This window comes from Aminomonas paucivorans DSM 12260, assembly GCF_000165795.1.
Taxonomy (GTDB): Bacteria; Synergistota; Synergistia; order Synergistales; family Synergistaceae; genus Aminomonas; species Aminomonas paucivorans.
In genome coordinates, this window is sequence record NZ_CM001022.1 from 1,329,903 (window position 1) to 1,353,162 (window position 23,260).

Below are 23,260 nucleotides of genomic sequence, written 5' to 3' on the forward strand. Positions count from 1 at the left end.
GTTGCCCCGGGGCGGCCTTGCGTTTTTCCCATCACTCTCCGGGATGAACCACCAGGTTCCCGGTGCCTTCCTGCAATCGTCCCACCCGCACGGTTTTGGGGAAGCCCCCCTGGCGGAAGGCCTCCAGGAAGGCCGGTTCGTCCCCTTCCCCCACTGCCAGGAGCAGGCCCCCGGAGGTCTGGGGGTCGAAGATCAGGTCTTCCAGGGGAGGGGATACCCCTTCTCCCATCCGGACCCTGGTTCCCGCATGGTTCCGGTTGGAATAGGCCCCTGCGGGGATGAGCCCCATGGAGGCGGCCTCCAGTGCCCCCGGGAGGACGGGAAGGTTTGCCGCGAAGAGCTGCAGGTCCAGGGTCCCCTCGGAGAGGAGATCGAGGGCGTGGCAGCCCAAGCCGAAGCCCGTCACGTCGGTGCAGGCATGTACGCGGCTCCGAAGCTCCGGCGTCAGGAAGAGGGGAGCGTCGTTGAGCCGTGCCATGGTCTCCACGGCGCCCTGCAGGTGTTCCGGCGACGCCAGCCCCGCTTTCCCGGCGGTGGTGAGAAGCCCCGTCCCCAGGGGTTTGGTGAGGAGCAGCACGTCCCCCGCCCTTGCCCCGGTGACCTTCCAGAGGTCCTTCGTGGGGACCTCGCCGTACACCACCAGTCCGTACTTCGGTTCCTCGTCCTGCACGCTGTGCCCCCCCGCGAGGCAGGCACGGGCCTCCATTACCTTCCGCGCTCCTCCCTGGAGGATCTTCTGAAGCACCTCAAGGGGCTCGCAGGAGGTGGGAAAGCCCACCACGTTCAGGGCCACGAAGGGCCGGCCCCCCATGGCGAAGACGTCGCTTAAGGCGTTGGCCGCGGCGATGGCGCCGAAGGTCTCCGGATCGTCCACGATGGGGGTGATGAAATCCACCGTCAGGATCCCCACCCGTTCGTCGTCAAGGATCCACAGCGCCGCGTCCTCCCCGTGTCCCCAGGAGGCCAGGAGTCGGTCATTGGGGATGGTGGGCAGGGACGCGAGGATTTGGTCCAGCTCCGCTGGGCCGATCTTGGCGGCTCAGCCGCTGGTGCGTGCTCGTTCGGTCAGACGCATGCGCGTCACCTCCCTTCTGTAACCGGTCCAGCTCCGCTGGGCCGAGTCCGGCGGCTCAGCGGCCGATGCGAACGCCCGGTGTCGGATGCACCGGCGTCACCTCCCCTCGGAGCCCTTGGAGGGGCGCAGGTGGTGCACGTCCGCTGCGGCGAACCGGTGTTCTTTCCCCAGGGCGTCGCGGACCCAGAGGGCGCCCTCCCGGTCCACGGAGAGGGCGGTGCCCTCCACGAAGCTGCAGTCCAGCTCCACCCGCACGGGCATCCCCAGGGTGGAGCAGCGTTCTCGGTAGGAAGCCAGAAGCGCCTCGTCCCCTTCCGGGGAGGAGAGCCGAACCATCTGCGACGCCAGGGATTCCAGCACCGCCGCGAGCACCGCGCCTCGGGAGGTGGGGCCGCCGAGCCGATCCTTCAGGGTGGCGATCCGGGCACCCAGCTCCGCCGGGAACTGGGAGGCGGAGAGGTTCACGTTAAGCCCCATGCCCGTCACCACGTGGTGGATGCGGTCCGCCTCCACCGCCGCCTCGCTCAGGATGCCGCAGAGCTTGCGCCCTTCCAGGAGCACGTCGTTGGGCCACTTGATGGCAGCCCTCAGGCCGAAGAGGCGAAAGAGCCCCTCCTGAACCGCCAGGGCCGCGGCGAAGTTGACCAGCTGCACCTGGCCGGGCAAAAGGGGAGGACGCAGGAGCACGGAGAAGTACAGGCCGCCCCCTGGAGGGGAGTCCCAGTCCCGTCCCCGTCGGCCCCGTCCGGATTCCTGGCGTTGGGCTACCACCACCACTCCCTCCGGGGCTCCTTGGCGGGCCAACTCCTTCAGGGGGACCTGGGTGGAGTCCAGGACGGGAAAGTGCAGGATGGGGTGCCCCAGGGGGACGTCCCGGAGAAGCCACTCCGTCCAGGAGGGAGAGAAGTCCTCCGCGTGGGGTTCCCCTTCAAGGCGGTATCCTTTCTGGGGAACCGAGGCCAGGGGGATGCCTTCCTGGCGCAGCCCGTCGGCCAGCTTGGAGATGGCTTGGCGCGTGATGCCCAGGCGGGAGACGAGAAGGGAGCTTGGGATCAGGTCTCCAGGGGTTTCCGCGAGGATCCCCAGCATCTGGAGTCGATGGGGTGTGGATCGGTTCATGGGGGCCTCCTTGTGGGGAACGACGATAGACCGATGATATAATCGGAGCTTACGCAAGACAACCGAAAAACCAAGGAGGGATGGACATGGTCGTTCTGCCCGTCAGCACGGTCATGAATCATCTGCGCTCGCAGGCCTGCGAGTTGCGTGACAGTCTTTGACCTGCCTGCCGCGGAGACACGCATCGAAGGGCTTCTGAAGCAGGCGGCGGACCCGGAGTTCTGGACCCGGGAGGATGCCCAGGAGACCACACGGGAGCTGGCGCAGCTCCAGCAGAAGCGGGAGTCCTGGGAGACCCTGAATCGAGAGCTTCAGGAGATGGAGACCCTGGCGGCCCTTCTGGCGGAGGGGGAGGATGTGGACCTGGAGGAAGAGTTCTACCGCCGCGCCGGGGCCTTCGAAAAGGAGCTGGAACGGCGGCAGATCTTCGTCCTCTTGGACGAGGAATACGACCGATCCGACGCCATCGTCACCATCCACGCCGGGGCGGGGGGGCTGGACTCCCAGGACTGGACGGAGATCCTCTCCCGCATGTACCTGCGCTGGGTGGAGAAGGAGGGCTTCAAGAGCCGCATCCTGGACCAGCTGGCGGACCAGGAGGCGGGCATCAAGAGCATCACCTTCGAGGTGCTGGGGGACTATGCCTACGGCTACCTCAAGGGGGAGAAGGGGGTGCACCGGCTGGTGCGCATCTCCCCCTTCGACGCGGCCAAACGGCGTCACACCAGCTTCGCCTCCGTGGAGGTCCTGCCGGTGCTTCCGGAGGACGCGGACATCGAGATCCGACCGGAGGACCTGAAGATGGACACCTTCCGCTCCAGCGGGGCGGGAGGGCAGTACGTGAACATGACCGACTCGGCGGTGCGGATCACCCACATTCCCACGGGGATCATCGTGAGCTGCCAGGTGGAGCGGTCCCAGCACATGAACCGGGCCACGGCCCTCCAGGTGCTGAAGTCGAAGCTCTTCGAACGGCAGCTCCAGGAGCGGCAGGAGCATCTGGAATCCCTCCAGGGGGAGAAGCGGTCCATCGCCTGGGGGAGCCAGATCCGCTCCTACACCCTCCAGCCCTTCCAGTTGGTGAAGGACCACCGGAGCGGCTGTGAGGTGGGCAACGTGGCGGCGGTGCTGGACGGAGACCTGGAGGAGCTGATCATGTCCACCCTGCGGTTCTTCAAGACCGGGAGGACCGTGGACAAGGAGGGGGCGTGATGGGGGTTTTCCTGAGGAGAGGGGCGTTTTGCCTCCTCTCCCTTTTCCTTTTCGTCTCCGCAGCGGGGGCGGAGGAATTCCTCCTCCCCAAGGAGGACCTCTTCCCCGTGTCCCGACTGGTTCGGGGCATGAAAGGCGTCGCCCGGACGGCGGTCCGGGGGCGGCAAGTGGAGACCTTCGATGTGGAGATCCTGGGGGTGCTTCCCCAAACGGGGCATCCCCGAAACCTCGTCCTCATCCGGGCCTCCGGCCCCCTCATCGAGCGGACCGGCGGGATCGCCGCGGGGATGAGCGGATCGCCGGTGTACGTGAAGGGACGCCTGGTGGGGGCCATCGGCTACGGCTGGGGGTTCAGCGACCACAGGCTGGGCCTGGTCACCCCGGCGGAGGACCTCCTGCGGATTCCCCGCTGGCCCGACCGGACCCCGGCCTTTTCCCCCGCCCCCGTAGTCTCTTCAGATGTATCCCCTTCTCCGTCACCCGGGCCTTCCTCGGGGGACCGGACCCCCCCGGTTTCGGGGGACCAGGGCGATGGGCCCGCCTCGGGAGACCTTCCGGAGCTGGCGGCACCCCTGCTGGTTCAGGGACTGGGTGACCGAAGCGCCGCCGAACTGGGAGCCCTTCTGGGCCGTCCCTGGGTGGCCGGAGGCGCCTCCGGGGCGGCTCCACCGGGCCTTTCCGGCAAGACCTTCGAGCCCGGTTCCCCCGTGGGGGTGCTTCTGGCCTGGGGGGACGTGACCGTGGGGAGCATCGGCACCGTCACGGCGGTGGACCGGAACGGGCGTTTTCTGGCCTTCGGACATCCCTTCCTCAACCGAGGGGCGGTGTCCTTTCCCGTCTCCGCCGCGGAGATCCTGGACGTGGTGCCCAGCCTGGAAAGCCCCTTCAAGATCGGCAACCTGGGACCCCTGGCGGGGACCCTGAACCAGGACCGGGCAGAGGGGATCTCCGGACGCTTCGGCGTCCTCCCCCCCGCCTCGGAATACTCCCTGCGCTTCGAGGACGTGGACACCAAGAGGAAGGAACTTCGGCGCTTCCAGGTGGTTCCCGATCCCTTCCTCCGGGGAAAGATCGCCCCCCTGGCCATGGCGGGGTGTCTGGAGGATCTGTGGGGAAGGCGGGGGCAGGGGACGGGAAAGGTAGAGATCCGCTTCGAAGGAGGAGGCCTTGCCCGACCCTGGAGCCGGACGAATCTCTTCTTCTCCCAGACCGACTTGGCCACGGAGATGCTCAAGGAGTTTGCCCTGATCCACGAGGCCTTGCCCCTCAACCCCTTCCAGGAGATTCGCCCCCTGGGGGTCCATCTGCGTGTGGAGGTCACCGAATCCCCCCGTGTCCTGACCATCGAGCGCATCGAGATGCCCGAGGATCGGACCTATTCCCCTGGGGAAAAGGTGGCGGTCACGGTGACCCTTCGCCCCTGGCGGAAGCCCCCCCAGAAGCGGGTCTTTCAGATGCGGATCCCCCCCAAGATGCGAGGCCGGGGCGAGGTGGTGGTGCGGGGAGGGGGCATCGCCGAACCGGAACAGGAGTCCCTCCAGGAAGGCTGGCGGAGCATCGACAGCCTTGCGGCTCTGCTCAAGGAACTGGACGCCAAGGAGGCTAACCAGGAAATCGTGGTGGAGATTCGGGGGGATCTGCGCAAGGATCCCCGGGATCCGGGGAAGGAGAAGGACACGGGGTCCAAACTCCTGAGCGAGATCAAGGAGGAACGGCTCAAGGAGGGGTCCCTGAAGGTCCTCCGGACGAACTACTACGTGGAGGGGCTATTGCGCAAGTCCCTGACGATCCGTGCCCCCAAGAAGGCGGCGGCGGGGGAGGACGCGGAGGAAGAGCTCGATTGATCGGTGCAAGGCGGGAGAGGTTTTCAGCGGAAGAGCAGCCAGAGGCTCCCCCCGTAACCGATCCAGAGGCTTACGAACACGGAGGCGGAGAGCATGTCTTTGGTTCGCCGCACGTCCTCCCGATACGTGGCCCCCAGGTGGCTGTCGATGAGGGTCTCCACGGCGGAGTTCACCAACTCCAGGGACAGGGGCAGCAGGGAGAGAAGGAAGACCGGGACCAGCACTTCCGCGTCCTTGTCCAGCCACCAACCTGTGGCCACCAGACCCAGGGTGGTCAGGCACTCCTGCGGGATGGCTCTCTCGGTGAGGAAGGCCACGCGAAACCCGTTGCAGGAATTCAGGAACTTGCGAAGCAAGCCGGTGTTCTTCCACGGGGTCGACAAGGGAAAACCTCCTCCGGCTTCGGGTGTCTCCCGAGGCACACGACATTCTACGCATCCCCCAGCGCTTTCATCAACCGCCAAAGCCAGGGAGGAAGGTTCTCCGTGGAGAGGCGGAGTATAGACGTTTTGTTGATGTATAATCGACGGCATACCGCTCTGACCGAGGAGGGATTCGCGTGTTGTCCGATATCGACATTGCCCAAGCCGCTCGTTGCAAACCCATCGGGGAGATCGCCCGGGATCTGGGGATTCCGGAGGAGTACCTCGTCCCCTATGGTCGCAACAAGGCCAAGGTGGATCTGCGCTTTCTCCGCTCCCTGGAGGACCGTCCTCAGGGGAAACTGATCCTCGTCACCGCCACCACCCCCACCGCGGCGGGGGAAGGCAAGACCACCGTTACCATCGGTCTCGCTCAGGCCCTGGTGCGCAAGGGCAAGAGCGCCATGTTGTGCCTTCGGGAACCCTCTCTCGGGCCCTGCTTCGGGGTCAAGGGAGGAGCTGCGGGAGGAGGCTACTCCCAGGTCCTTCCCATGGAGGAGATCAACCTCCACTTCACCGGAGACATCCACGCCGTGGGGGTGGCCCACAACCTCCTCTCCGCGATGATCGACAACCACCTCCAGCAGGGCAACCCGCTGGGGATCGACCCCCGTCGGGTCACCTGGAGACGGGTGATGGACATGAACGACCGGGCCCTTCGCCACCTGGTGATCGGCCTTGGGGGCAAGGGCGACGGGGTTCCCCGAGAGACGGGTTTCGACATCTCCGTGGCTTCGGAGGTCATGGCCATCCTCTGCCTGGCCGACGGCATCGAGGACCTCAAGGCCCGGCTGGGGCGCATCGTGGTGGCCTACACCTATGAAGGCAAGCCCGTCACCGCTTCGGACCTGAAGGCCCAGGGGGCCATGGCGGCGCTGCTGAAGGAGGCCATCCAGCCCAACCTCGTGCAGACCATCGAACACGTCCCCGCCTTCGTCCACGGAGGCCCCTTCGCCAACATCGCCCACGGCACCAACTCCATCGCCGCCACCCGTACGGCCCTGCGCCTCCGGGACTATGTGGTGGTGGAGGCAGGGTTCGCCTCGGACCTGGGGGCGGAGAAGTTCATGGACATCGTTTCCCCTTATGGGGGCTTCCATCCCGAAGCGGTGGTGGTGGTCACCACCGTGCGGGCGCTCAAGCTCCACGGCGGTCTTCCCAAGGACCGTCTGGGGGAGGAAGACCTGGAAGCGGTACGGGCGGGGCTTGCGAACCTGGAGGCCCACATCGGGAACATGCAGCAGTTTGGCGTGCCCGTGGTGGTGGCCCTGAACCGCTTCACCGCCGACACGGACCGGGAGCTGGAGTTGGTGCGCGGTGCCGTCCAGGCCCAAGGGGCGAGCATCGCCCTTGCGGAGGTCTGGGCCAAGGGGGGCGAAGGGGGCCTGGAGTTGGCGGACCGGGTGCTGGAGGCCCTGGACAAAGGCAACCGGTACGGCCCGCTCTACGCCTGGAACCTGCCCCTGGCGGAGAAGATCCGCACCGTGGCCACCAAGGTCTACGGTGCCGACGGGGTGGTCCTTGAAGAAGGAGCGGCCAAGACCCTCAAGGAACTGGAGTCCCTGGGCTACGGGAACCTGCCCGTGTGCATGGCCAAGACCCAGATGTCCCTCTCCGACCGGCCGGAGCTGAAGGGCCGTCCCAAGGGGTTCGAGGTGCACGTTCGGGAGGTCCGCCTCTCCGCCGGGGCGGGTTTTGTGGTGGCCATCTGCGGACCCATCATGACCATGCCGGGACTCCCCAAGTCCCCGGCGGCGGAGCGCATCGACATCGACGCGGACGGGCGCATCACGGGGCTGTTCTAGGGCAGCGGCTTTTCGGCTTTCGACGCATCACAAAAGGGGGAGACGGCGGATGCCGTCTCCCCCTTTTCGAACAGCTCGTTTCTGGGTCTAGGGAAGCTTCAGACCCTTTTCCTTGTAGAACTTCGCGGCGCCGGGGTGCAGAGGAGCGGTGATGCCGTCCAGGGCGGTCTTCAGGGTGATGAGCTTGCCCTTGGCATGGGACTTCTGGACGTCCCCAATATTGTCCCAGAGGCCCTTGGTGAACTTGTAGATCACGTCCGCCGGGACCTTGTCGTCGCACACCAGGATGGCCATGACCGCAGGGGTCTTGGTCTCGGTGGTGACGCCCTTGTAGGTGTTGGCGGGGATGGAGCTCTTCACGAAGTAGGGGAATTCCTTCTGAAGCTTCGCCAGGAAGGCGTCGTCGAAGTCCACCAGGTTGACCTCTTTGGTGGTGGAGAGGTCCATGATGGAGGCCACGGGGTAGCCCGCCACCACGAAGCCCGCGTCGATCTGGTTGTCCTTGAACCGCTGGGTGGTGGCGCCGAAGTCCAGGAAGTCGGTCTTCATGTCGGCGTACTTCAGACCGGCGGACTGGAAGATGGCCCGCACGTCGCCCTCCACGCCCGATCCGGGAGCGCCCACGGAGACCTTCTTGCCCTTCAGGTCCATGATGCCCTTGACGCCGGAGTTCTTCAGGGTGATGAGGTGCACGTGCTCCGGATAGAGGGAAGCGATGACCCGGATGTTCTTGAAGGGAGCCTTGAACATCACTTTTCCGTGGTAGGCCCAGTAGGTGACGTCGTTCTGGGCGAAGGCGATCTCGATGCCGTGGGTGCCGATGAGGTTCAGGTTGGCCACGGAAGCGTTGCCGGTCTCGGCGGTGACCTGAAGGTCCGGAGCGCCCTTGCTAGCCGCCTGGGCGATGGCGCCGCCGATGGGGTAGTAGGTGCCGGACGTGCCGCCGGTGGCGATGGAAAGGAACGTCTTGGCCTGGGCCGCCCCAGCCAGGGCAGCAACCAGAAGACCGGAAATAAGAAGCAGAGAAATGCGTTTCATGACAGATTTGGCCTCCTCTCGATATAGACCCCTCCCGAATTCCCATTCCGCAATAAAGCCTGTTGCCCCGCATCCCTCCCTCGCATTGGTGCCGATTCGTTTCAAGTATAGGGTGTCGGACGGCAAGATTCAACTAAAGTAACGGGGGTGGACGGCATTGCACCAAGGCGGGGACTATGCTAGATTTATACGTTGTGTCCAGGGTCATTCCACACGGAGGTGTGCAGCCATGAAAAAGGATATCCATCCGAAGTACGAGACCTGCAAGGTGACCTGCTCTTGCGGGAATGCCTTCGAAACCCGGTCCACCCAGCCGGAGATCAAGGTGGCGGTGTGCAACGCCTGCCATCCCTTCTATACCGGCAAAAAGGGACGGGCGATCGAAGCGGGGCGCCTGGAGAAGTTCCGGCAGAAGTACGCCGGAGTCGACTACGGCCAGAAGAAGGTCTCCGAATAGGCCGACGGATCGGGGGAGCCTGGCTCCCCCCTTTTCGTATCGTCACAAGCGACTCGAAGGAGCCCGAAGGGAGGAGAAGTCCCACATGGTCTGCGCGGTGAAACTCCTGACCCGAACCGCCGAAGGGGGCCGGGCGGTGGCGGCGGCGGCAAAGCTCTGCTACAGCCCCTCCGACGCGGGGTCCCTGTTCGAAGGGCTCGGGCCCGAGAAGGTCCGATCCTTTCTGGCCCATCTGCGCAAGGCGGGGCACTTTTCTCCCTTCGAGCATGCCTCCTTCACCTTTGCCGTGGACGGTCTGAGTCGGGTGGCCTCCCACCAGCTGGTGCGCCACCGCATGGCCAGCTTTTCCCAGCAGAGCCAGCGCTATGTTCCCGTGGGGACGCCGGAGTGCGTGCTCCCCCCCAGCGTTTCGGAGAACCCGGAGTGCCGGGGCCTCTTCGAGGAACATGCCCGCCGGAGCCTGGAGCTTTACCGGACCCTGGTGGACCGGGGGATTCCCAAGGAGGATGCCCGGTTCGTCCTGCCCCACGGCTGGGCCACCCGTCTGGTGGTGACCATGAACGCCCGGGAGCTGCACCACTTTTTCCGACTTCGCCTGTGCCGCCGTGCCCAGTGGGAGATCCGGGAGGTGGCCCGGCAGATGCTCCTGGCCGTTCGGGAAGCGGAGCCGGAGCTCTTCGACCTCGCCGGACCGGATTGCCTGACCGAGGGCGCCTGCCGGGAGCCTTCCAGCTGCGGGCGACCCTATGCCACCATGGAGGAACTGCTTGCCCGATGAAGACCAAACACGTAACGCTGCTCCTTTCCCGCTTTTTCACCCTGATGGCCCTTCCCTGGGATGCTCCCTGCGAGCGGCTTCCCGTGGGGGGGCAGGCGGTGATCGAAGGGGTTCTCATGAAGGGGTACCAGCAATGGGGGCTATCGGTTCGGGAGCCCGATGGGGGGCTGTGGCGCCGTTCCTGGTCCGTGGCCACCTGGGTGAAGCGTTTTCCCTGGGATTGGCCGGTGTTGCGCGGGGTGGCGGTCATGGCGGACATGATGAAGACGGGCTATCGGGCACTGAACCTCTCCGCGCAGGTGGCCCTGGGGGAGGAGGAGGGCGGCTTTTCCCTGACCGAGACGGTCCTCTCCCTGGTTCTGGCCATCGGTGCGGTGGTGGGTCTGTTCCTGCTCCTCCCTCTGTGGATCTCCGAAGGCCTGGGCGGACGCTGGGGGTGGTCCCCCCACGGAATCCACGCCTTCGAAGGCCTGGTCCGAGGGGGCGTCTTCGTGGCCTACCTGGCTCTCATGGGGTGCTGGGGGGAAATGCGTCGGGTCTTCGCCTACCACGGAGCGGAGCACAAGACCATCAACGCCTTCGAGGCGGGTGAGGACCTGACCCCCGAGACGGCCCTCCGGTATTCCCGAATCCATCGCCGCTGCGGGACCTCCTTCCTTTTGGTGGTGGTGGCGGTGAGCATCCTCGTCTTCGGTCTCGCCGGCACGGGGGGGGCGCTTTGGCGCTTTTCCAGCCGCATCGTGCTGCTCCCGGTGGTGGTGGGCCTTTCCTACGAGATCATCCGCTGGGCCTCCAAGGACAGCCTCCTGGGACGGTGGCTTCTTGCACCGGCCCTTCTGCTGCAGTACCTGACCACCCGCGAACCCTCCTCCGACCAACTGGAGGTGGCCATCGACGCCCTGCGGGTGGCTTTGGGGGATCCCCTTCCGGAAACGCAGAACCCTTAGGTGGTGGTGAAGGCACATGGATCTGATGGGAAAGTTGGAGGAGATCGAATCGACCTTCTCCGAGATTGAGTCGCGCATGGTCGATCCCGCCCTCTCGTCGAACCTGCAGGAGATGCACGCCCTGGGGAAGCGTCATTCCGAGCTTTCTCCCATCGTGGCGGCCCTGCGGGAGTATCGGGGGGTGCTTCGGAGGATTCAGGATGCCCGGGAACTCCTTTCCCAGGAGGACGAGGGACTCCGAGAGCTGGCCAAGGAAGAGCTTTCTACCCTGGAGGAGCAGGTGGAGCCTCTGGAGCAGCGCATCAAGGTCCTCCTCCTTCCTCAGGACCCCAATGACGCGAAGGATGTGGTCATTGAGATCCGGGCTGGTGCCGGGGGCGAGGAGGCGGCCCTCTTCGCGGCGGATCTCTTCCGCATGTACAACCGCTTTGCCGAGCGGGAAGGTTGGGGCTCGGAGCTTCTGAGTACCAACGACACGGGCATCGGAGGCTACAAGGAGGTGGTGTTCCACCTCAAGGGTACCGGGGTCTACAGCAAGCTGAAATACGAAAGCGGCGTCCACCGGGTCCAGCGAATTCCCGTCACCGAGGCGGGGGGGCGGATCCACACCTCCACCGCCACCGTGGCGGTGCTTCCGGAGGCGGAAGAGGTGGACGTGCAGGTCCGCACGGAGGATCTGAAGATCGATACCTACCGGGCCAGCGGGGCGGGGGGGCAGTACGTGAACATGACCGACTCGGCGGTGCGCATCACCCACGTGCCCACGGGCCTGGTGGTGACCTGTCAGGACGAACGCTCCCAGCTGAAGAACCGCGTCAAGGCCATGCAGCTCCTTCGGACCCGCCTTTACGACCTGGAACTCCAGAAGCAGCAGGCGGTGATGGCGGCGGAACGCAAGGGCCAGGTGGGCACGGGGGATCGTTCCGAGCGCATCCGTACCTACAGCTACCCCCAGAACCGCCTCACGGATCACCGCATCGGCTTCACCCTCTACAAGCTGGACCAAGTGTTGGACGGGGACCTCTACGAGCTGGTGGAGGCTCTCACGGTGGCGGAGCAGACGGAGAAGCTGAAGACCCTGGCACCGTGAGGACCCGGCGGTGAAACTGCAAGAGCTTCGCAACCGTTTGGGACACTCCCTCGCGGAGGCGGGGGTCCCTCGTCCCCTCTGGGAGGCGGAGCTGTTCTTGGAGAAGGCCACGGGGTGGACCCGCCGAGAACAGCTGGTGTTCCCGGAACGGGAGGTCTTTGAGACGCCCAGGGATACGGCGGAGGCCTTGGTCCGTCGTCGCCTGGCGGGAGAACCCCTGGATTACATCCTGGGGGAGGCTCCCTTCGGGGCCTGGGCCTTTGCCGTGGGGCCCGGGTGTCTGATCCCCCGCCCTGAATCGGAGGTGTTGGTCCGGGAGGCGGTGGGCCGTCTTCCCAGGGGAGGGAACTTCCTGGACTGGGGGGCTGGCAGCGGCTGCCTAGCCTGCTCGGTGGCTCTGGAACGGCCGGACCTTCGGGGCTGCGCCCTGGAGGCCAGCCCGGCAGCCCTTCGATGGGCCTGGGAGAACCTGCGCCGCCACGGGCTTCGGGACCGGGTGCTCCTCTGGCACGGCCGATCTCCCATGGAGCTTCCCCCCTGGACGGCCCCCTTCCACGGCGTCCTGGCCAATCCCCCCTACATCCCCACGGAGCACTGGATTGCCCTGGACCCGTCGGTCCGGGACCAGGAACCTCGCTGCGCCCTGGACGGAGGAGATCGGGGGCTGGAGCCCCTTCTCTCCTGGCTGGCCCTCCTTCCTCCCTTCCTGGAGCCGGGGGGGTGGATCCTGGCGGAGACCGCGGGGCCCTGGCAGATCGACCTCCTGCAAGAGCATCGCCCCGAGGGCCTGTGCCTGGAGGAAGTGTTAGAGGATCCCTTCGGGGTTCCTCGCTTTGTTCTCTGGCGCCGGACCCGGGTGGGGCTTAGAATAGACATCGAGAAATAACGGACCCCCGCGAGGGCGGTCGAAACGAGGAGGGTACTCATGGAAAAGCGAGAACTGGTCATCTTGGGAGCGGGCCCTGCGGGCATGACCGCAGCGATCTACGGCCGTCGGGCGGGACTGGACGTCCTGGTGCTGGAGAGGGGTTTGCCGGGAGGCCAGATCACCATCACCGACGAAGTCGAGAACTGGCCGGGAGTGCAGCATACCACGGGCCAGGCTCTGGCGGAGAGCTTCCGCAAGCACGCGGAGAAGTTCCACCCCGAGTTCCGGGAAGCCACGGTGGAGAAGGTGGAGCTTCGGGACGGCCGCAAGATCCTGGTCACCGAGAAGGGCGAAATCGATGCAGAGGCCGTCCTGGTGGCCACGGGGGCGAACTTCAAGAAACTGGGCTGCCCCGGCGAGGCGGAGTACACCGGGCGGGGGGTCAGCTACTGCGCCGTCTGCGACGGGGCCTTCTTCGAGGACGAGGTGGTGGCGGTCATCGGCGGGGGCAACACGGCGGTGGAGGAGGCTTGCTACCTCACCCAGTTTGCCAGCAAGGTCTACGTGGTCCATCGGCGGGACAGCTTCCGGGCGGACCGGGTCCCGGTGGAGCAGGCCATGGCCAACCCCAAGATCGTCCCGGTGTGGGACTCCGTGGTGGAGTCCATCGAAGGCGGCGACATGGTGGAGCGCCTGATGCTGCGGAACGTGAAGACCCAGGAGGTTTCGCCCCTTCCCGTGGCGGGGGTGTTCGTCTTCGTGGGTACCGACCCCAACAGCCGCTTCGTGGCGGACCTGGTGGAGACGTCCAAGGGAGGCTGGATCCGCACCAACCCCCGGATGGAGACCTCCGTGGAGGGCATCTTCGCTGCCGGAGACGTACGGGACACCTATCTGCGCCAGGTGGTCACCGCCGCCGGGGACGGAGCCACCGCGGCCATGGCTGCCTATGCCTACATTGCCGAACAGGTCCACCTCCAGAGCGTGTTGCTGGAGCCGGAGCGGGTGAACGCCCTGTTCACCTCCAGCATCGACCCGGCCCATGTGGCCCTGGTGCAGCAGGTGGAAGCCTGGTCTGCGGAGTCGGGGATCCCCGTGAGCGTGGTGGATGGGTACCGCAACGGGCGGATGATGGAAAAACTGCGCATCCTGGAGATGCCCACTCTGGTGAAGCTCCAGAAGGGAGTGGAGCAGGGACGAAGGGCCGTGACGAACCTGGAGGAGGTTCGGGCATTCCTTCAGTAGTTCCTCCACGGTCCTGGGAAGTCCTGAAGAGGTGAGGTGATGCCATGATCGTGACGGTAACGCTCAACCCTGCGGTGGACGAAGAGTACCTCGTCCCGGAGTTTCGGCCTGGGAGCTGGTTTCGGGCCACCAGCGTCAACCGTTCCGCGGGAGGGAAGGGCATCAACGTTTCCATCCTGCTGCGGCAGATGGGGTGCGACTCCGCGGCCCTGGGCTTCCTGGCGGGGTACAACGGAGAGTACGTCCGGGACGCCCTGCGACGGGAGCGTATCACCACCAACTTCGTCAACGTGCGGGGGGAAACCCGCACGAACACCTATGTGGTGGACGAGGTGGGACACGTGGAGACGGGCATCGCCGAGCTGGGCCCCTACATCCCCGAAGAGGCCCTGAGCCGGTTCTTCCGGAACTACGAGAGGATCCTGCACCGTGCCGACGGGGTGGTCATGGGGGGATCCCTTCCCCCGGGAGTTCCCCAGGATATCTTTCGAGAGCTGACCCTCTTGGCCCGTCGCCACAGCAAACCGGTTTTCATCGACGCCTCCGGGTCCCCCCTCCTCATGGCGTTGGAGGGGGGACCCACGGTGGCCAAAATCGACCATCGCTTCATGTCCCTGGTAATGGGGGTTCCCCTTTCCACCCTGGACAACCTGGTAGGGATCGCCCAGAAGGTGCATGCCCAGGGGGTGCCCTGGATGGTAGCCTCCTACCGGACCTACGGAGACCTCTTCTCCACCCCCGAGGGAGTCTTCATCGCCGAGGTGGAGCGCAAGGGCATCGTCTCCCTCTTCGGAGCCAGCGACGCTCTGTTGGCGGGACTGGTCCTGGGGTTGGGAGAACGCATGCCTGCGGAGGACGCCATCCGCTTCGCCATGGCGGCGGCCCTGGAGGACGCCATGCACATGGAAAAGGGAGTTCGTTCCCGGGCGTCGGTGGAGCAGCATCTTTCCAAGGTCAAACTGGATCGGGTGGGGTAGGAGGTGCGGGGATGAGGATTGCGGACGTGATGGACCGGGACCTGACGGCCCTGACGGTGGACTCCACCCTGGGGGAGGCCATCGAGGTCCTTTCCCGGCACGGCCTCACGGGGGTTCCCGTGGTGGACGACCAGCTTCGGCTTGTGGGATTCCTGAGCGAGCAGGACATCGTCCGGGCGGCTCTTCCGGGGTACTTCGAGTATCTCCAGGATTCCTTCGTGATCCCCGACTTCGGACAGTTCCAAAACCGTCTCCGTCGGGTCAGCCTGGAGCGGGTGGAGAAGTACATGGTCCGCAAGGTCATCTCCTTCCAGGAGGACGACAGCGATTTCTACGTGGCCATGACCCTCATCAAGCACAACATCAAGCGGGCCCCGGTGGTCCTGGACGGGATCCTGGCGGGGATGGTCAATCGGGCGGACCTGCTGGAACGGATCATGTGCGACGAGCTGAACGGTCAGGCATGATCCCCATCCTCTTCGTTTGCTCCGGAAACACCTGCCGCAGCCCGATGGCTGCGGCGTTTTTCAATGCTCGGGCGGAGGCGGATGCGCCCTCCTCCGGCCTGCGGGCGGAATCGGCGGGGATTGCGGCGGTTCCCGGTGCCCCCGCCACGGCCCCGGCGATTCAGGCTGCGGCGGAAAGGGGCGTGGACCTCTCCTGCCACCGGGCGCGCTGTCTGGACGAATCCCTTTGGAAGCAGGCTTCTCTGGTGTTGTGTCTGTCCTCGACCCATCTGCGTTTTCTCCGGGGATGGGCCGTCAAGGGAGCCCCGGTGCCCCGACTCTACGGGGAGTATCTGTCCCTGAAGGGATCCCCGGAGGTGCCGGACCCCTACGGGGGCACTCTGGCGGTCTATAGGACGGTGGCAACTTTGCTCTGGGACTGGAGTCCTCTCCTTTTGGACCTCCAGACTCGGAAGGGACAAGGGACTTAAGGCCTCTCGGGAGAAGGGCCGATAACGGACGGAGAGGGGGGATCTGCATGGACGAGAACGCTGTCCTGAAGGCCCGCGACGTATACCGAACGAACCAGATCCAGACGGCGAGCCGGGAGCAGCTGCTGCTGTTGACCTACGACATCGGCATCCGCTCCTGCGCCATGGCCCTGGATGCCCTGGAAAACAAGGATACGGAGGGAACGAACCAACACCTCCAGAAGGCCCAGGCGGTGATCCGGGAACTCATGATCACCCTGAACGTGGAGCAGGGAGGCGAAGTGGCCCAAAGCCTCATGAGCCTCTATGACTATCTTTACTACCAGCTGGTGGAAGCCAACGTGCACAAGAATCCCGAGCCAGTGATCCAGGTGAAGCAGATGCTGGAGGAACTCAGACAGACCTGGGTCGAGGCCATCGACAAGCTGAGGCAGGAGGCACAGCCCGAAGCCGTGACCCCGTCCCCGGCTCCGGTGCCCGTTCAGACCTCCGCTGGGGGCTCGCTTTCGGGAGGGTTCAACCTTGCAGGCTGACTTGAAAGGACAATTGGAGGTTCTCCTGGAGGAGGAACGCCAGGTCTACCTGGTCCTGGAGGGGTTGATCCAGGACGAAGAAGGCTGCGTCCGGGAACAGAACATGGAGGGTCTCATGATGATCCTCCAGGAAAAACAAAAGCACATTTCCCGGCAGGAGAAACTCCTGGAAGGCTGGGGGGGCTTGTCCCGTGCCATGGGGGTCAAGGAGGGGAGAGAGGGTCCCGCCTTTTGGGCCGCCCTTTCCCGGCGGGTGGATCAGGAGGGATTCCACGATCTGGTGGAACGGGTCAACGGAATCCGAGATCTGGCGGCGTCCCTTCTGGAAAAGGAGCAGCGGGTTCAGAAGGAGCTGGAGTTCCATCTGGAGGCGATGCGGGCGAAGCTCGTCCAGATGAAGCAAGGGCGCCAGGCACTGAAAGGCTATGCGCGAACGCAGGGAGGCTGAAACGCGGGCCCACCCCTGCGTCCTGGTCCTGTGTCTGGTTGCCTTCCTCTTTGCCCTTTCCTCCTGTCCTCGCGCGGAAGGAGCGGCCACGTCGGCGGATGTCCTGTCCCGGGAGATCCGGACGGGCAAGGAGGTCTCCGAGCAGATCGAGAAGCACTGGACGCGGGTGACGGACCCGGTCCTGTGCGCCCGGTTGGAGATGATCCTGGATAGGCTTCGTCCCACCCTGTCCCGTCCTCTTCCTTACGAGCTTCGCCTTGTGGATCGACCGGAGCCCAATGCCTTTGCCCTCCCCGGGGGCATTTGCTACCTCACCCGGGGGATGTTGGGCTTCGTGCGCAGCGACCCGGAGCTGGCGGGGGTGGTGGCCCACGAGCTGGTCCACGCGGATCGTCGGCACGGGATGATCCAGATGGCGCGAAACGAGCGGGTCTCCCTGCTTGCCCTCGCGGTGGCCGTGGCCAGTCGAGGCCAGGCCGCAGCGGTGCTGCTGGCCAACCTGGGCCAGATGGCGGTGATGAACGCCTACAGTCGGGACTTGGAGCGGGAAGCGGATGCCGGAGCCCTCGGCATGCTTTTGCAGGGAGGGTACGATCCCGTGGGCATGGTGACCCTTCTGGAGAGGCTGCAGGAAGAGCAGCTGAAGCACCCCTATGTGGACCCGGGAATCGCTCAGGACCATCCGGACCTCACGGAACGGATTCGTTACGTGGAGGAGGTCCTTGAGGAAAAGGGAATCCGAGTGGCGCGAAAGGGCGTTCTCGGACTCCTTCGCGTCCGGGTGAGCCGCGAGGGTCCGGAGTGGACGGTCCGCCTGGATGATCGGCTGTGGCTTCGCTGTCCTGAGGCGCCCGGGGCGGAAGCGTGGAGCGCCCGTGTAGCCCGAAGGCTTGAGGAACAGATGCAGATGGAACTGGCTCCCCACGAAATCCTGCTCGTCGGCGAGGGTCCCTCTCGGTCCCTTAGGGTGGGGGGAAAACTGCTGCTGGCTTCGGGAGAATTGCCCCCCCTTCCGACTCAGACCCTCGACTCCCTTCGGGAGACTCTTGTAGAATCCCTCCTAGAAGCCCAGAAGAAACACCCCATGGGACGTTTCCTCCAGTAACAAACCCGGCGCTTTGTCCACCGGTCGCCCTGGGGAATCCACTCCTTGGAGGCGAATCTATGTATCTCTCCCTGTATCGGCGGTATCGTCCCTCCTGTTTTTCCGAGATTGTGGGTCAGGAAGGGGTAGTGGAGGCCCTCCTTCGGTCCCTGCAGGAGGGTAGGGCCAGTCATGCCTATCTGTTCTCCGGGCCTCGGGGCTGCGGCAAGACCAGCGCCGCCCGTCTGGTGGCCAAGCGGTTGAACTGCGCCAGTCCCGCCCCGGGAGGAGAGAGCTGCGGGCAATGCCCGAGCTGCCTTGCCTTGGCGGCGGGAGAGCATATGGACGTGGTGGAGATCGACGGGGCGTCGAACCGGGGGATCGAGGAGATTCGGGAACTCAAGAGCCACGTGTCCCTGGCCCCTTTCCAGTCCCCTCACAAGGTCTACATCATCGACGAGGTCCACATGCTCACCGAACCGGCCTTCAACGCCCTCCTCAAAACCCTGGAGGAGCCGCCGTCCCGGGTCTATTTCATCTTGGCCACCACGGAGCCCCAGAAGGTGCCCGTCACCATCCGTTCCCGATGCGTCCACCTGCCCTTCCAGCGAATCCCCAACGACGACGTGGTGGCTCGGCTTCACGAAGTCTGCCGGGCGGAGGGAGTGGAGGCGGAACCCCAAGCCCTTTGGGAGATCGCCCGGCAGTCCGACGGAGCCCTTCGGGATGCCCTATCCCTCCTGGAACAGGTGCTGGCCCTTCAGCCCGAGGCTGTTACGGTGGCCGCCCTGCGTCGCCTCCTGGGGGGTACGGGAAGAGAGGATCTGGAGAGGTGGCTCCAGGCCTTCCGGCAGGAGCCAGGTCAGGCCTTTCCCCACCTCTCCCGACTGGCCCAGCGCGGGGCGAACCTGGAGAGGCTTCTGGAAGGGTTCTACCTCCTCTTTCGAGACCTTCTCTTTTTCCGGATCTGGGGGGAAGCCATCCTTCCCGGATTGGGGGTTTCTCCAGAGGAGGCGGAGTACCTGCGCCAGGAGGCCCTCCAGTGGTCCGAGTCCTCTCTGGAAAGGGGCGCGGCCCTGTGCGCCTCCCTTTTCCCACGGGCTCGGCAGGGGCTTCGGGCGGACGTGTTCTCCGGTCTACTCTTTCAGCGTCTGGGAGAGGCACGGCAGCTCCCCGAAGGGGCCCCGAGGGGGGGCCCTATTGTGCCGGAGCCCACAGAGCCCTCCGGTGGGGAAAACGCCCCGTCCCCTCCCCCCGTTTCCCGGCCCCTCCCCCCTTTCCGGCAGGAACCATGCGGCGAGCGCGGGTCCGGTACGGCGGGGGTTGCGCCCTCTCCTCCCGTCTTTCCGCTTCCGGTGGAGGAGTCCTCCTGTCCGGTCCCTCGGGTGAGGGAGGAGGACGAAGAGAAGGCGGGTCTCGGGGAGGTCGAGGAGGAACAGCGGGTTTCCGACCCCTCGGGATGGAATCCCCTGGTGCTGTACCTGGCCCAGCGGGACCTGCCCCTGGCGGCGGGGATTCTCCGCTCCCGGATCGTCCGGGAGGGGGAGTCCCTTGCGCTGGTCGTGCCGGAGGAGGACCGGATCCTTTCCCAGACCCTTCGCAGCCCCAAGTCCCGCCGCATCCTTCGGGAGGGGGCTCAGAGCCTTTTTGGGGGGGAGCTGCGGCTTGCCGGGGAGGAGGCCCCCCCGTCGTCTCCTCCGGAGAGAGAAGGTGCCCCCGGCTCTCCCGAGGGGGATTCCTTTACCCCCCCCGACTCCGTGGTTTCACGGGTGGAGGGCTTGGGAAGGGAATTCCAGGCACCTCCAGGCGGGGAACCTGCGGAGAAGGGTGAGTGGATCCACGAGGCCATTTCCTGGTTGGATGCGGAGGTCCTCTTCATCCAAAAGGGAACCAGGGAGGAAGAATCCGGCACGGGTGACGGAGGGGTGGGGGAATGAGCGAGCCGTTTATCCATCTCCACGTGCACAGCGAGTACAGCCTTCTGGACGGGGCCATCCGCTGCACCGAGCTGGTGGAGACCGCTTCGAGCATGGGCATGAACGCCGTGGCCCTGACGGACCACGGGGTCATGTACGGGTGCGAGGAGTTCTTTGAGAAGAGTGAAAAGGCGGGCATCAAACCCATCTTCGGGTGCGAAGTCTACGTGGACCCCAGCGGCATCGACAACCGAGAAGGGAAGGGAAAAAACCACCATCTGGTCCTGTGGGCGGAGAACGAGACGGGGTACCGCAACCTGGTGAAGCTGGTCTCCCTGGCCAACACGGAGGGTTTCTACTACAAACCTCGCATCGACCACCACCTCCTTGCGCGCCACGCCGAGGGGCTCATCGGTTCCTCCGCCTGCCTTGCCGGGGAGATCCCCTCCCTGATCCTTTCGGGGGACTACGAGGCAGCCCGGGATCGAGCCTTTCTCTACCGGGACATTCTGGGAGAAGGTCGGTTCTATCTGGAGGTCATGCACAACGCCCTCCGGGAACAGGCCCTGGCGAACCGGGAGCTGGTTCGCTTGGCCCGGTCCGAAGATTTCCCCCTGGTGGCCACCAACGACGCCCACTATCTTCGGCGCAGCGACGCCTCCTGGCACGACGTGCTCCTCTGCGTGCAGACCCAAAGCACCGTCCAGACCACGGACCGCTATCGGTTCGGGGCAGACGATTTCTATTTCCGAAGCCCCGAGGAGATGTGGTCCCTTTTCGGCGCGGAGCTGCCCGACGCCCTTCGAAACACCCAGGAGATCGCGGATCGGTGCAACGTGAAACTCACCCTGGGGAAGTACCTCCTGCCGGAGTTCCCCATCCCCGAGGGGCAGACCCTGGAGACCTTTCTGGAGAAGCGGGCCTGGGAGGGGTTGGCCCGAAGACTGGGGACCCAGGAAATCCCGGAGGCCTACGGGGAACGTCTTCGCTACGAGCTGGGGGTCATCCGGCAGATGGGGTTCCCCGGCTATTTCTGCATCGTGGCGGACATCATCACCGCCGCCAAGGGACAGGGTATCCCCGTGGGGCCGGGGCGAGGGTCCGCCGCCGGTTCGCTGGTCGCCTGGGCCCTGGGCATCACGGAGCTGGACCCTCTCCGCTACCATCTGCTTTTCGAGCGATTCCTGAACCCCGAGCGGATCAGCATGCCTGATATCGACACGGACATCTCCGACAAACGAAGGGATGAGGTTCTGGCCTACATCGTCCAAAAGTACGGGGCCGATCGGGTCTCCCAGATCATCACCTTTGACCGGATGAAGAGCAAGGCGGCCATCCGGGACGTGGGCCGAGCCCTGGCCATGCCCTACTCCGACGTGGACCGGGTGGCCAAACTGGTCCCCGAAGGAGTGAAGACCCTGGGGGAAGCCCTGGAGAAGGCCCCGGATCTGAAGCAGCTTTCGGACCAGGACCTCCAGGTCCGTCAGCTCATCGAGACGGCCTCCCACATCGAGGGCATCGCACGGCACTGCTCCCAGCACGCCGCCGGGGTGGTGATCACCCCGGTTCCCCTGGTGGAGATGGTGCCGGTCCGCAGGATCGGGGAGAACCAGGTGGTCACCCAGTACTCCATGGAGCCCATCGAACACCTGGGCCTGGTGAAGATGGACTTTCTGGGGCTCCGGACCCTTTCGGTGCTGGAGGATACCCTGTCCAACATCGTGGCCAACCACAAGCCCCCCCTGGACCTCTCGGCCATCCCCATGGACGATCCGGAGACCTTCGACATGCTCCAGCGGGCAGACACCCTGGGGGTCTTCCAGCTGGAATCCTCGGGCATGCAGGACCTCCTTCGGCGGCTTCGACCGGACTGCTTCGAGGATCTCATCGCCGTGCTGGCCCTTTACCGCCCCGGCCCCTTGGGCAGCGGCATGGTGGAGGACTACATCGAACGCAAGCACGGACGGGCAGTCACCCAGTATCCTCATCCCTGTCTGGAGAAGGCCCTGAAGGAGACCTACGGGGTCATCCTCTACCAGGAGCAGGTCATGCAGTGCGCCGCAGAGCTGGCGGGGTACTCCCTGGGGGAAGCGGACCTGTTGCGTCGGGCCATGGGCAAGAAGAAGGCCGACGTAATGGAGAAGCAGCGTTCCAAGTTCGTGGACGGAGCGCGGGAGCGGGGCGTGGACCCGGTGAAGGCGGAGGAGATCTTCGACAGCATCGAGAAGTTCGCCGAGTACGGGTTCAACAAGTCCCACAGCGCCGCCTACGCCCTCATCAGCTACCAGACCGCCTACTTGAAGGCTCATTACGGGGCGGAGTTCCTGGCAGCGTACCTTTCCAGCATGGTGGGGGCCCGCATGGACATCCTGGGTCGCTACATCCGAGGGGTTCGGGACCTGGGCTTCCCCGTCCTTCCCCCGGACGTGAACGAGTCCAAAGCCGCTTTCGCCGCCGTGGGGAAGGTGATCCGCTTCGGCCTTTCCGGCGTGGGGAAGGTGGGGGAGGCGGCGGTGGACTCCATCCTCAAGGCCCGGTCGGAAGGGGGCCCCTTCGCTTCCTTCTGGGATTTCCTCATCCGGGTGGACCTGCGGGCCGTGAACCGAGGGGTGGTGGAGAACCTCATCAAGGCTGGAGCCTTTGATGCCCTTTGGCCGAATCGGCGTCAGCTTCTGGAAAACCTCCCGACGCTGCTGGAGATGGGACAGAAGCGGGCGGAACGGGGAAACCAGACGAGCCTCTTCCTGGAAGAGCAGGAGGCCGACGATGTCCCCCCCATGGAACCCTGTGAGGATTTCGAGGTCCGGCAGAAGCTGGATTTCGAGAAGGAAGCCCTGGGACTGTACATCTCCGGGCACCCTTTTGAACAGATTGAGGGGAGGGTCCGTCCCTACACCACCTGCTCCCTTGCGGAGGTGGAGCACTGGCAGTCTCGCGATACTCCTCCCGTGGTGGGAGGTTTGTTGGTGGGTGTAAAGGAACGCTATACTAAACGGGGCGATCCCATGGGCATCCTGGAGTTCGAGGACACGGAGACCAAGCTGGAGACGGTCTGTTTCCCCAAGCTCTGGCAGAAGGTGAAGCCCCTGCTTCAAGTGGGAAAGGCGTACACTTTCTCGGGGAACGTCAAGAACGACGGTCGCCTTTCCCTGCTCCTGGAGGAGATCCAACCCTCCGAGGAATGGGGGCGGGAACGGTCCCCGTGGGTGCGCGTGGAGATCACGCAGGTCGATGGGGAGGAGGGATTTTTCCGAGCCTTGGCCAGGGAACTCAAGGGACACGCCGGTTCCGCCCCGCTGCTGGTGCACGTGGAGGACCAGGGGTCGCGCGTGGTCCTGCACCCTCGATCCCTGAAGGTATGTGACACCCCCGCACTGCGAAGCCGTCTGGAGGAACTCTTTCCCGGACGGGTGCGCGTGGGAGCTTAGAGGTCCGGAGCCCTTCCCGTGAGGGCCCGAGGAGGTG

At 65.2% G+C, this 23,260-nt stretch carries 21 protein-coding genes; 17 read left to right on the forward strand and 4 right to left on the reverse strand.

Annotated elements, in window-relative coordinates:
* Nucleotides 1–31 precede the first annotated feature (31 nt).
* Nucleotides 32–1,075 (reverse strand): selenide, water dikinase SelD, encoded by a 1,044-nt coding sequence (gene selD / locus APAU_RS06215; protein ID WP_006300875.1) that lies wholly within the window; start codon nt 1,073–1,075, stop codon nt 32–34.
* Between the two features lie 96 nt (nt 1,076–1,171).
* Nucleotides 1,172–2,194 (reverse strand): biotin--[acetyl-CoA-carboxylase] ligase, encoded by a 1,023-nt coding sequence (locus APAU_RS06220; RefSeq protein WP_006300876.1) that lies wholly within the window; start codon nt 2,192–2,194, stop codon nt 1,172–1,174.
* A gap of 86 nt (nt 2,195–2,280) precedes the next feature.
* Between APAU_RS06220 and prfB the strand changes: the two genes are divergently transcribed.
* A protein-coding gene (gene prfB, locus APAU_RS06225) for a peptide chain release factor 2 (RefSeq protein WP_006300877.1) occupies nt 2,281–3,406 on the forward strand; the annotation gives its coding sequence in 2 pieces (ribosomal slippage) (nt 2,281–2,352 and nt 2,354–3,406; 1,125 coding nt in all).
* Nucleotides 3,406–5,250: a SpoIVB peptidase S55 domain-containing protein gene (locus APAU_RS06230; protein WP_006300878.1), complete on the forward strand. Its 1,845-nt coding sequence runs from the start codon at nt 3,406–3,408 to the stop codon at nt 5,248–5,250. The genes prfB and APAU_RS06230 overlap by 1 nt, the downstream gene beginning before the upstream one ends.
* A 23-nt stretch (nt 5,251–5,273) precedes the next feature.
* On the opposite strand, the gene APAU_RS06235 is transcribed toward APAU_RS06230, so the two are convergent.
* Complete coding sequence (locus APAU_RS06235) at nt 5,274–5,633, reverse strand: diacylglycerol kinase (RefSeq protein WP_006300879.1); 360 nt, start codon at nt 5,631–5,633, stop codon at nt 5,274–5,276.
* A 176-nt stretch (nt 5,634–5,809) separates the two neighbouring features.
* Between APAU_RS06235 and APAU_RS06240 the strand changes: the two genes are divergently transcribed.
* Nucleotides 5,810–7,477, forward strand: coding sequence for a formate--tetrahydrofolate ligase (locus tag APAU_RS06240; protein ID WP_006300880.1), 1,668 nt, complete (start codon nt 5,810–5,812; stop codon nt 7,475–7,477).
* Between the two features lie 87 nt (nt 7,478–7,564).
* On the opposite strand, the gene APAU_RS06245 is transcribed toward APAU_RS06240, so the two are convergent.
* Nucleotides 7,565–8,515: a TAXI family TRAP transporter solute-binding subunit gene (locus tag APAU_RS06245; protein WP_006300881.1), complete on the reverse strand. Its 951-nt coding sequence runs from the start codon at nt 8,513–8,515 to the stop codon at nt 7,565–7,567.
* Nucleotides 8,516–8,744: 229 nt separating this feature from the next.
* Between APAU_RS06245 and rpmE the strand changes: the two genes are divergently transcribed.
* From rpmE to dnaE, 14 genes are all read left to right on the forward strand, one after another.
* Complete coding sequence (gene rpmE, locus APAU_RS06250) at nt 8,745–8,972, forward strand: 50S ribosomal protein L31 (protein ID WP_006300882.1); 228 nt, start codon at nt 8,745–8,747, stop codon at nt 8,970–8,972.
* Between the two features lie 85 nt (nt 8,973–9,057).
* A complete protein-coding gene (gene thyX, locus APAU_RS06255) occupies nt 9,058–9,750 on the forward strand; it encodes an FAD-dependent thymidylate synthase (RefSeq protein WP_006300883.1) in 693 nt (230 codons plus the stop codon).
* Complete coding sequence (locus APAU_RS06260; RefSeq protein ID WP_006300884.1) at nt 9,747–10,697, forward strand: DUF1385 domain-containing protein; 951 nt, start codon at nt 9,747–9,749, stop codon at nt 10,695–10,697. Before thyX ends, APAU_RS06260 begins: the two co-directional genes overlap by 4 nt.
* Before the next feature lie 16 nt (nt 10,698–10,713).
* Nucleotides 10,714–11,787, forward strand: coding sequence for a peptide chain release factor 1 (gene prfA, locus APAU_RS06265; protein WP_006300885.1), 1,074 nt, complete (start codon nt 10,714–10,716; stop codon nt 11,785–11,787).
* 10 nt (nt 11,788–11,797) lie between these two features.
* Entirely contained in the window at nt 11,798–12,673 is an 876-nt protein-coding gene (locus APAU_RS12550; protein WP_006300886.1) for a N5-glutamine methyltransferase family protein, read from the forward strand.
* 39 nt (nt 12,674–12,712) lie between these two features.
* Nucleotides 12,713–13,900 carry a thioredoxin-disulfide reductase gene (trxB, locus tag APAU_RS06275; RefSeq protein WP_006300887.1) on the forward strand — a complete coding sequence of 396 codons (1,188 nt, stop codon included), beginning with the start codon at nt 12,713–12,715 and terminating at the stop codon, nt 13,898–13,900.
* A 44-nt stretch (nt 13,901–13,944) separates the two neighbouring features.
* Nucleotides 13,945–14,877: a 1-phosphofructokinase family hexose kinase gene (locus tag APAU_RS06280; protein ID WP_006300888.1), complete on the forward strand. Its 933-nt coding sequence runs from the start codon at nt 13,945–13,947 to the stop codon at nt 14,875–14,877.
* A gap of 11 nt (nt 14,878–14,888) precedes the next feature.
* Nucleotides 14,889–15,344: a CBS domain-containing protein gene (locus APAU_RS06285; protein WP_006300889.1), complete on the forward strand. Its 456-nt coding sequence runs from the start codon at nt 14,889–14,891 to the stop codon at nt 15,342–15,344.
* Nucleotides 15,341–15,814 carry an arsenate reductase/protein-tyrosine-phosphatase family protein gene (locus APAU_RS06290; RefSeq protein ID WP_006300890.1) on the forward strand — a complete coding sequence of 158 codons (474 nt, stop codon included), beginning with the start codon at nt 15,341–15,343 and terminating at the stop codon, nt 15,812–15,814. The genes APAU_RS06285 and APAU_RS06290 overlap by 4 nt, the downstream gene beginning before the upstream one ends.
* Before the next feature lie 47 nt (nt 15,815–15,861).
* Nucleotides 15,862–16,347 (forward strand): flagellar export chaperone FliS, encoded by a 486-nt coding sequence (gene fliS, locus APAU_RS06295; RefSeq protein ID WP_006300891.1) that lies wholly within the window; start codon nt 15,862–15,864, stop codon nt 16,345–16,347.
* A 1-nt stretch (nt 16,348) separates the two neighbouring features.
* Entirely contained in the window at nt 16,349–16,795 is a 447-nt protein-coding gene (locus APAU_RS06300) for a flagellar biosynthesis protein FlgN (RefSeq protein WP_232207691.1), read from the forward strand.
* Complete coding sequence (locus tag APAU_RS06305) at nt 16,773–17,900, forward strand: M48 family metallopeptidase (protein WP_006300893.1); 1,128 nt, start codon at nt 16,773–16,775, stop codon at nt 17,898–17,900. The genes APAU_RS06300 and APAU_RS06305 overlap by 23 nt, the downstream gene beginning before the upstream one ends.
* 59 nt (nt 17,901–17,959) lie before the next feature.
* The gene (dnaX, locus tag APAU_RS06310; RefSeq protein ID WP_006300894.1) at nt 17,960–19,816 is read left to right on the forward strand and encodes a DNA polymerase III subunit gamma/tau; all 1,857 of its coding nucleotides are present in this window, start codon (nt 17,960–17,962) and stop codon (nt 19,814–19,816) included.
* A complete protein-coding gene (gene dnaE / locus APAU_RS06315) occupies nt 19,813–23,223 on the forward strand; it encodes a DNA polymerase III subunit alpha (RefSeq protein ID WP_006300895.1) in 3,411 nt (1,136 codons plus the stop codon). The genes dnaX and dnaE overlap by 4 nt, the downstream gene beginning before the upstream one ends.
* Nucleotides 23,224–23,260: the final 37 nt, after the last annotated feature.

Coding starts and splice junctions, on each gene's coding strand:
- APAU_RS06220 (WP_006300876.1), bottom strand. CDS start 2,194: ATGAACCGATCCACACCCCATCGACTCCAGATGCTGGGGATCCTCGCG.
- rpmE (WP_006300882.1), top strand. CDS start 8,745: ATGAAAAAGGATATCCATCCGAAGTACGAGACCTGCAAGGTGACCTGC.
- dnaE (WP_006300895.1), top strand. CDS start 19,813: ATGAGCGAGCCGTTTATCCATCTCCACGTGCACAGCGAGTACAGCCTT.
- prfA (WP_006300885.1), top strand. CDS start 10,714: ATGGATCTGATGGGAAAGTTGGAGGAGATCGAATCGACCTTCTCCGAG.
- APAU_RS06290 (WP_006300890.1), top strand. CDS start 15,341: ATGATCCCCATCCTCTTCGTTTGCTCCGGAAACACCTGCCGCAGCCCG.
- thyX (WP_006300883.1), top strand. CDS start 9,058: ATGGTCTGCGCGGTGAAACTCCTGACCCGAACCGCCGAAGGGGGCCGG.
- APAU_RS06285 (WP_006300889.1), top strand. CDS start 14,889: ATGAGGATTGCGGACGTGATGGACCGGGACCTGACGGCCCTGACGGTG.
- APAU_RS06245 (WP_006300881.1), bottom strand. CDS start 8,515: ATGAAACGCATTTCTCTGCTTCTTATTTCCGGTCTTCTGGTTGCTGCC.
- dnaX (WP_006300894.1), top strand. CDS start 17,960: ATGTATCTCTCCCTGTATCGGCGGTATCGTCCCTCCTGTTTTTCCGAG.
- trxB (WP_006300887.1), top strand. CDS start 12,713: ATGGAAAAGCGAGAACTGGTCATCTTGGGAGCGGGCCCTGCGGGCATG.
- APAU_RS06280 (WP_006300888.1), top strand. CDS start 13,945: ATGATCGTGACGGTAACGCTCAACCCTGCGGTGGACGAAGAGTACCTC.
- APAU_RS06305 (WP_006300893.1), top strand. CDS start 16,773: ATGCGCGAACGCAGGGAGGCTGAAACGCGGGCCCACCCCTGCGTCCTG.
- APAU_RS06260 (WP_006300884.1), top strand. CDS start 9,747: ATGAAGACCAAACACGTAACGCTGCTCCTTTCCCGCTTTTTCACCCTG.
- fliS (WP_006300891.1), top strand. CDS start 15,862: ATGGACGAGAACGCTGTCCTGAAGGCCCGCGACGTATACCGAACGAAC.
- APAU_RS06230 (WP_006300878.1), top strand. CDS start 3,406: ATGGGGGTTTTCCTGAGGAGAGGGGCGTTTTGCCTCCTCTCCCTTTTC.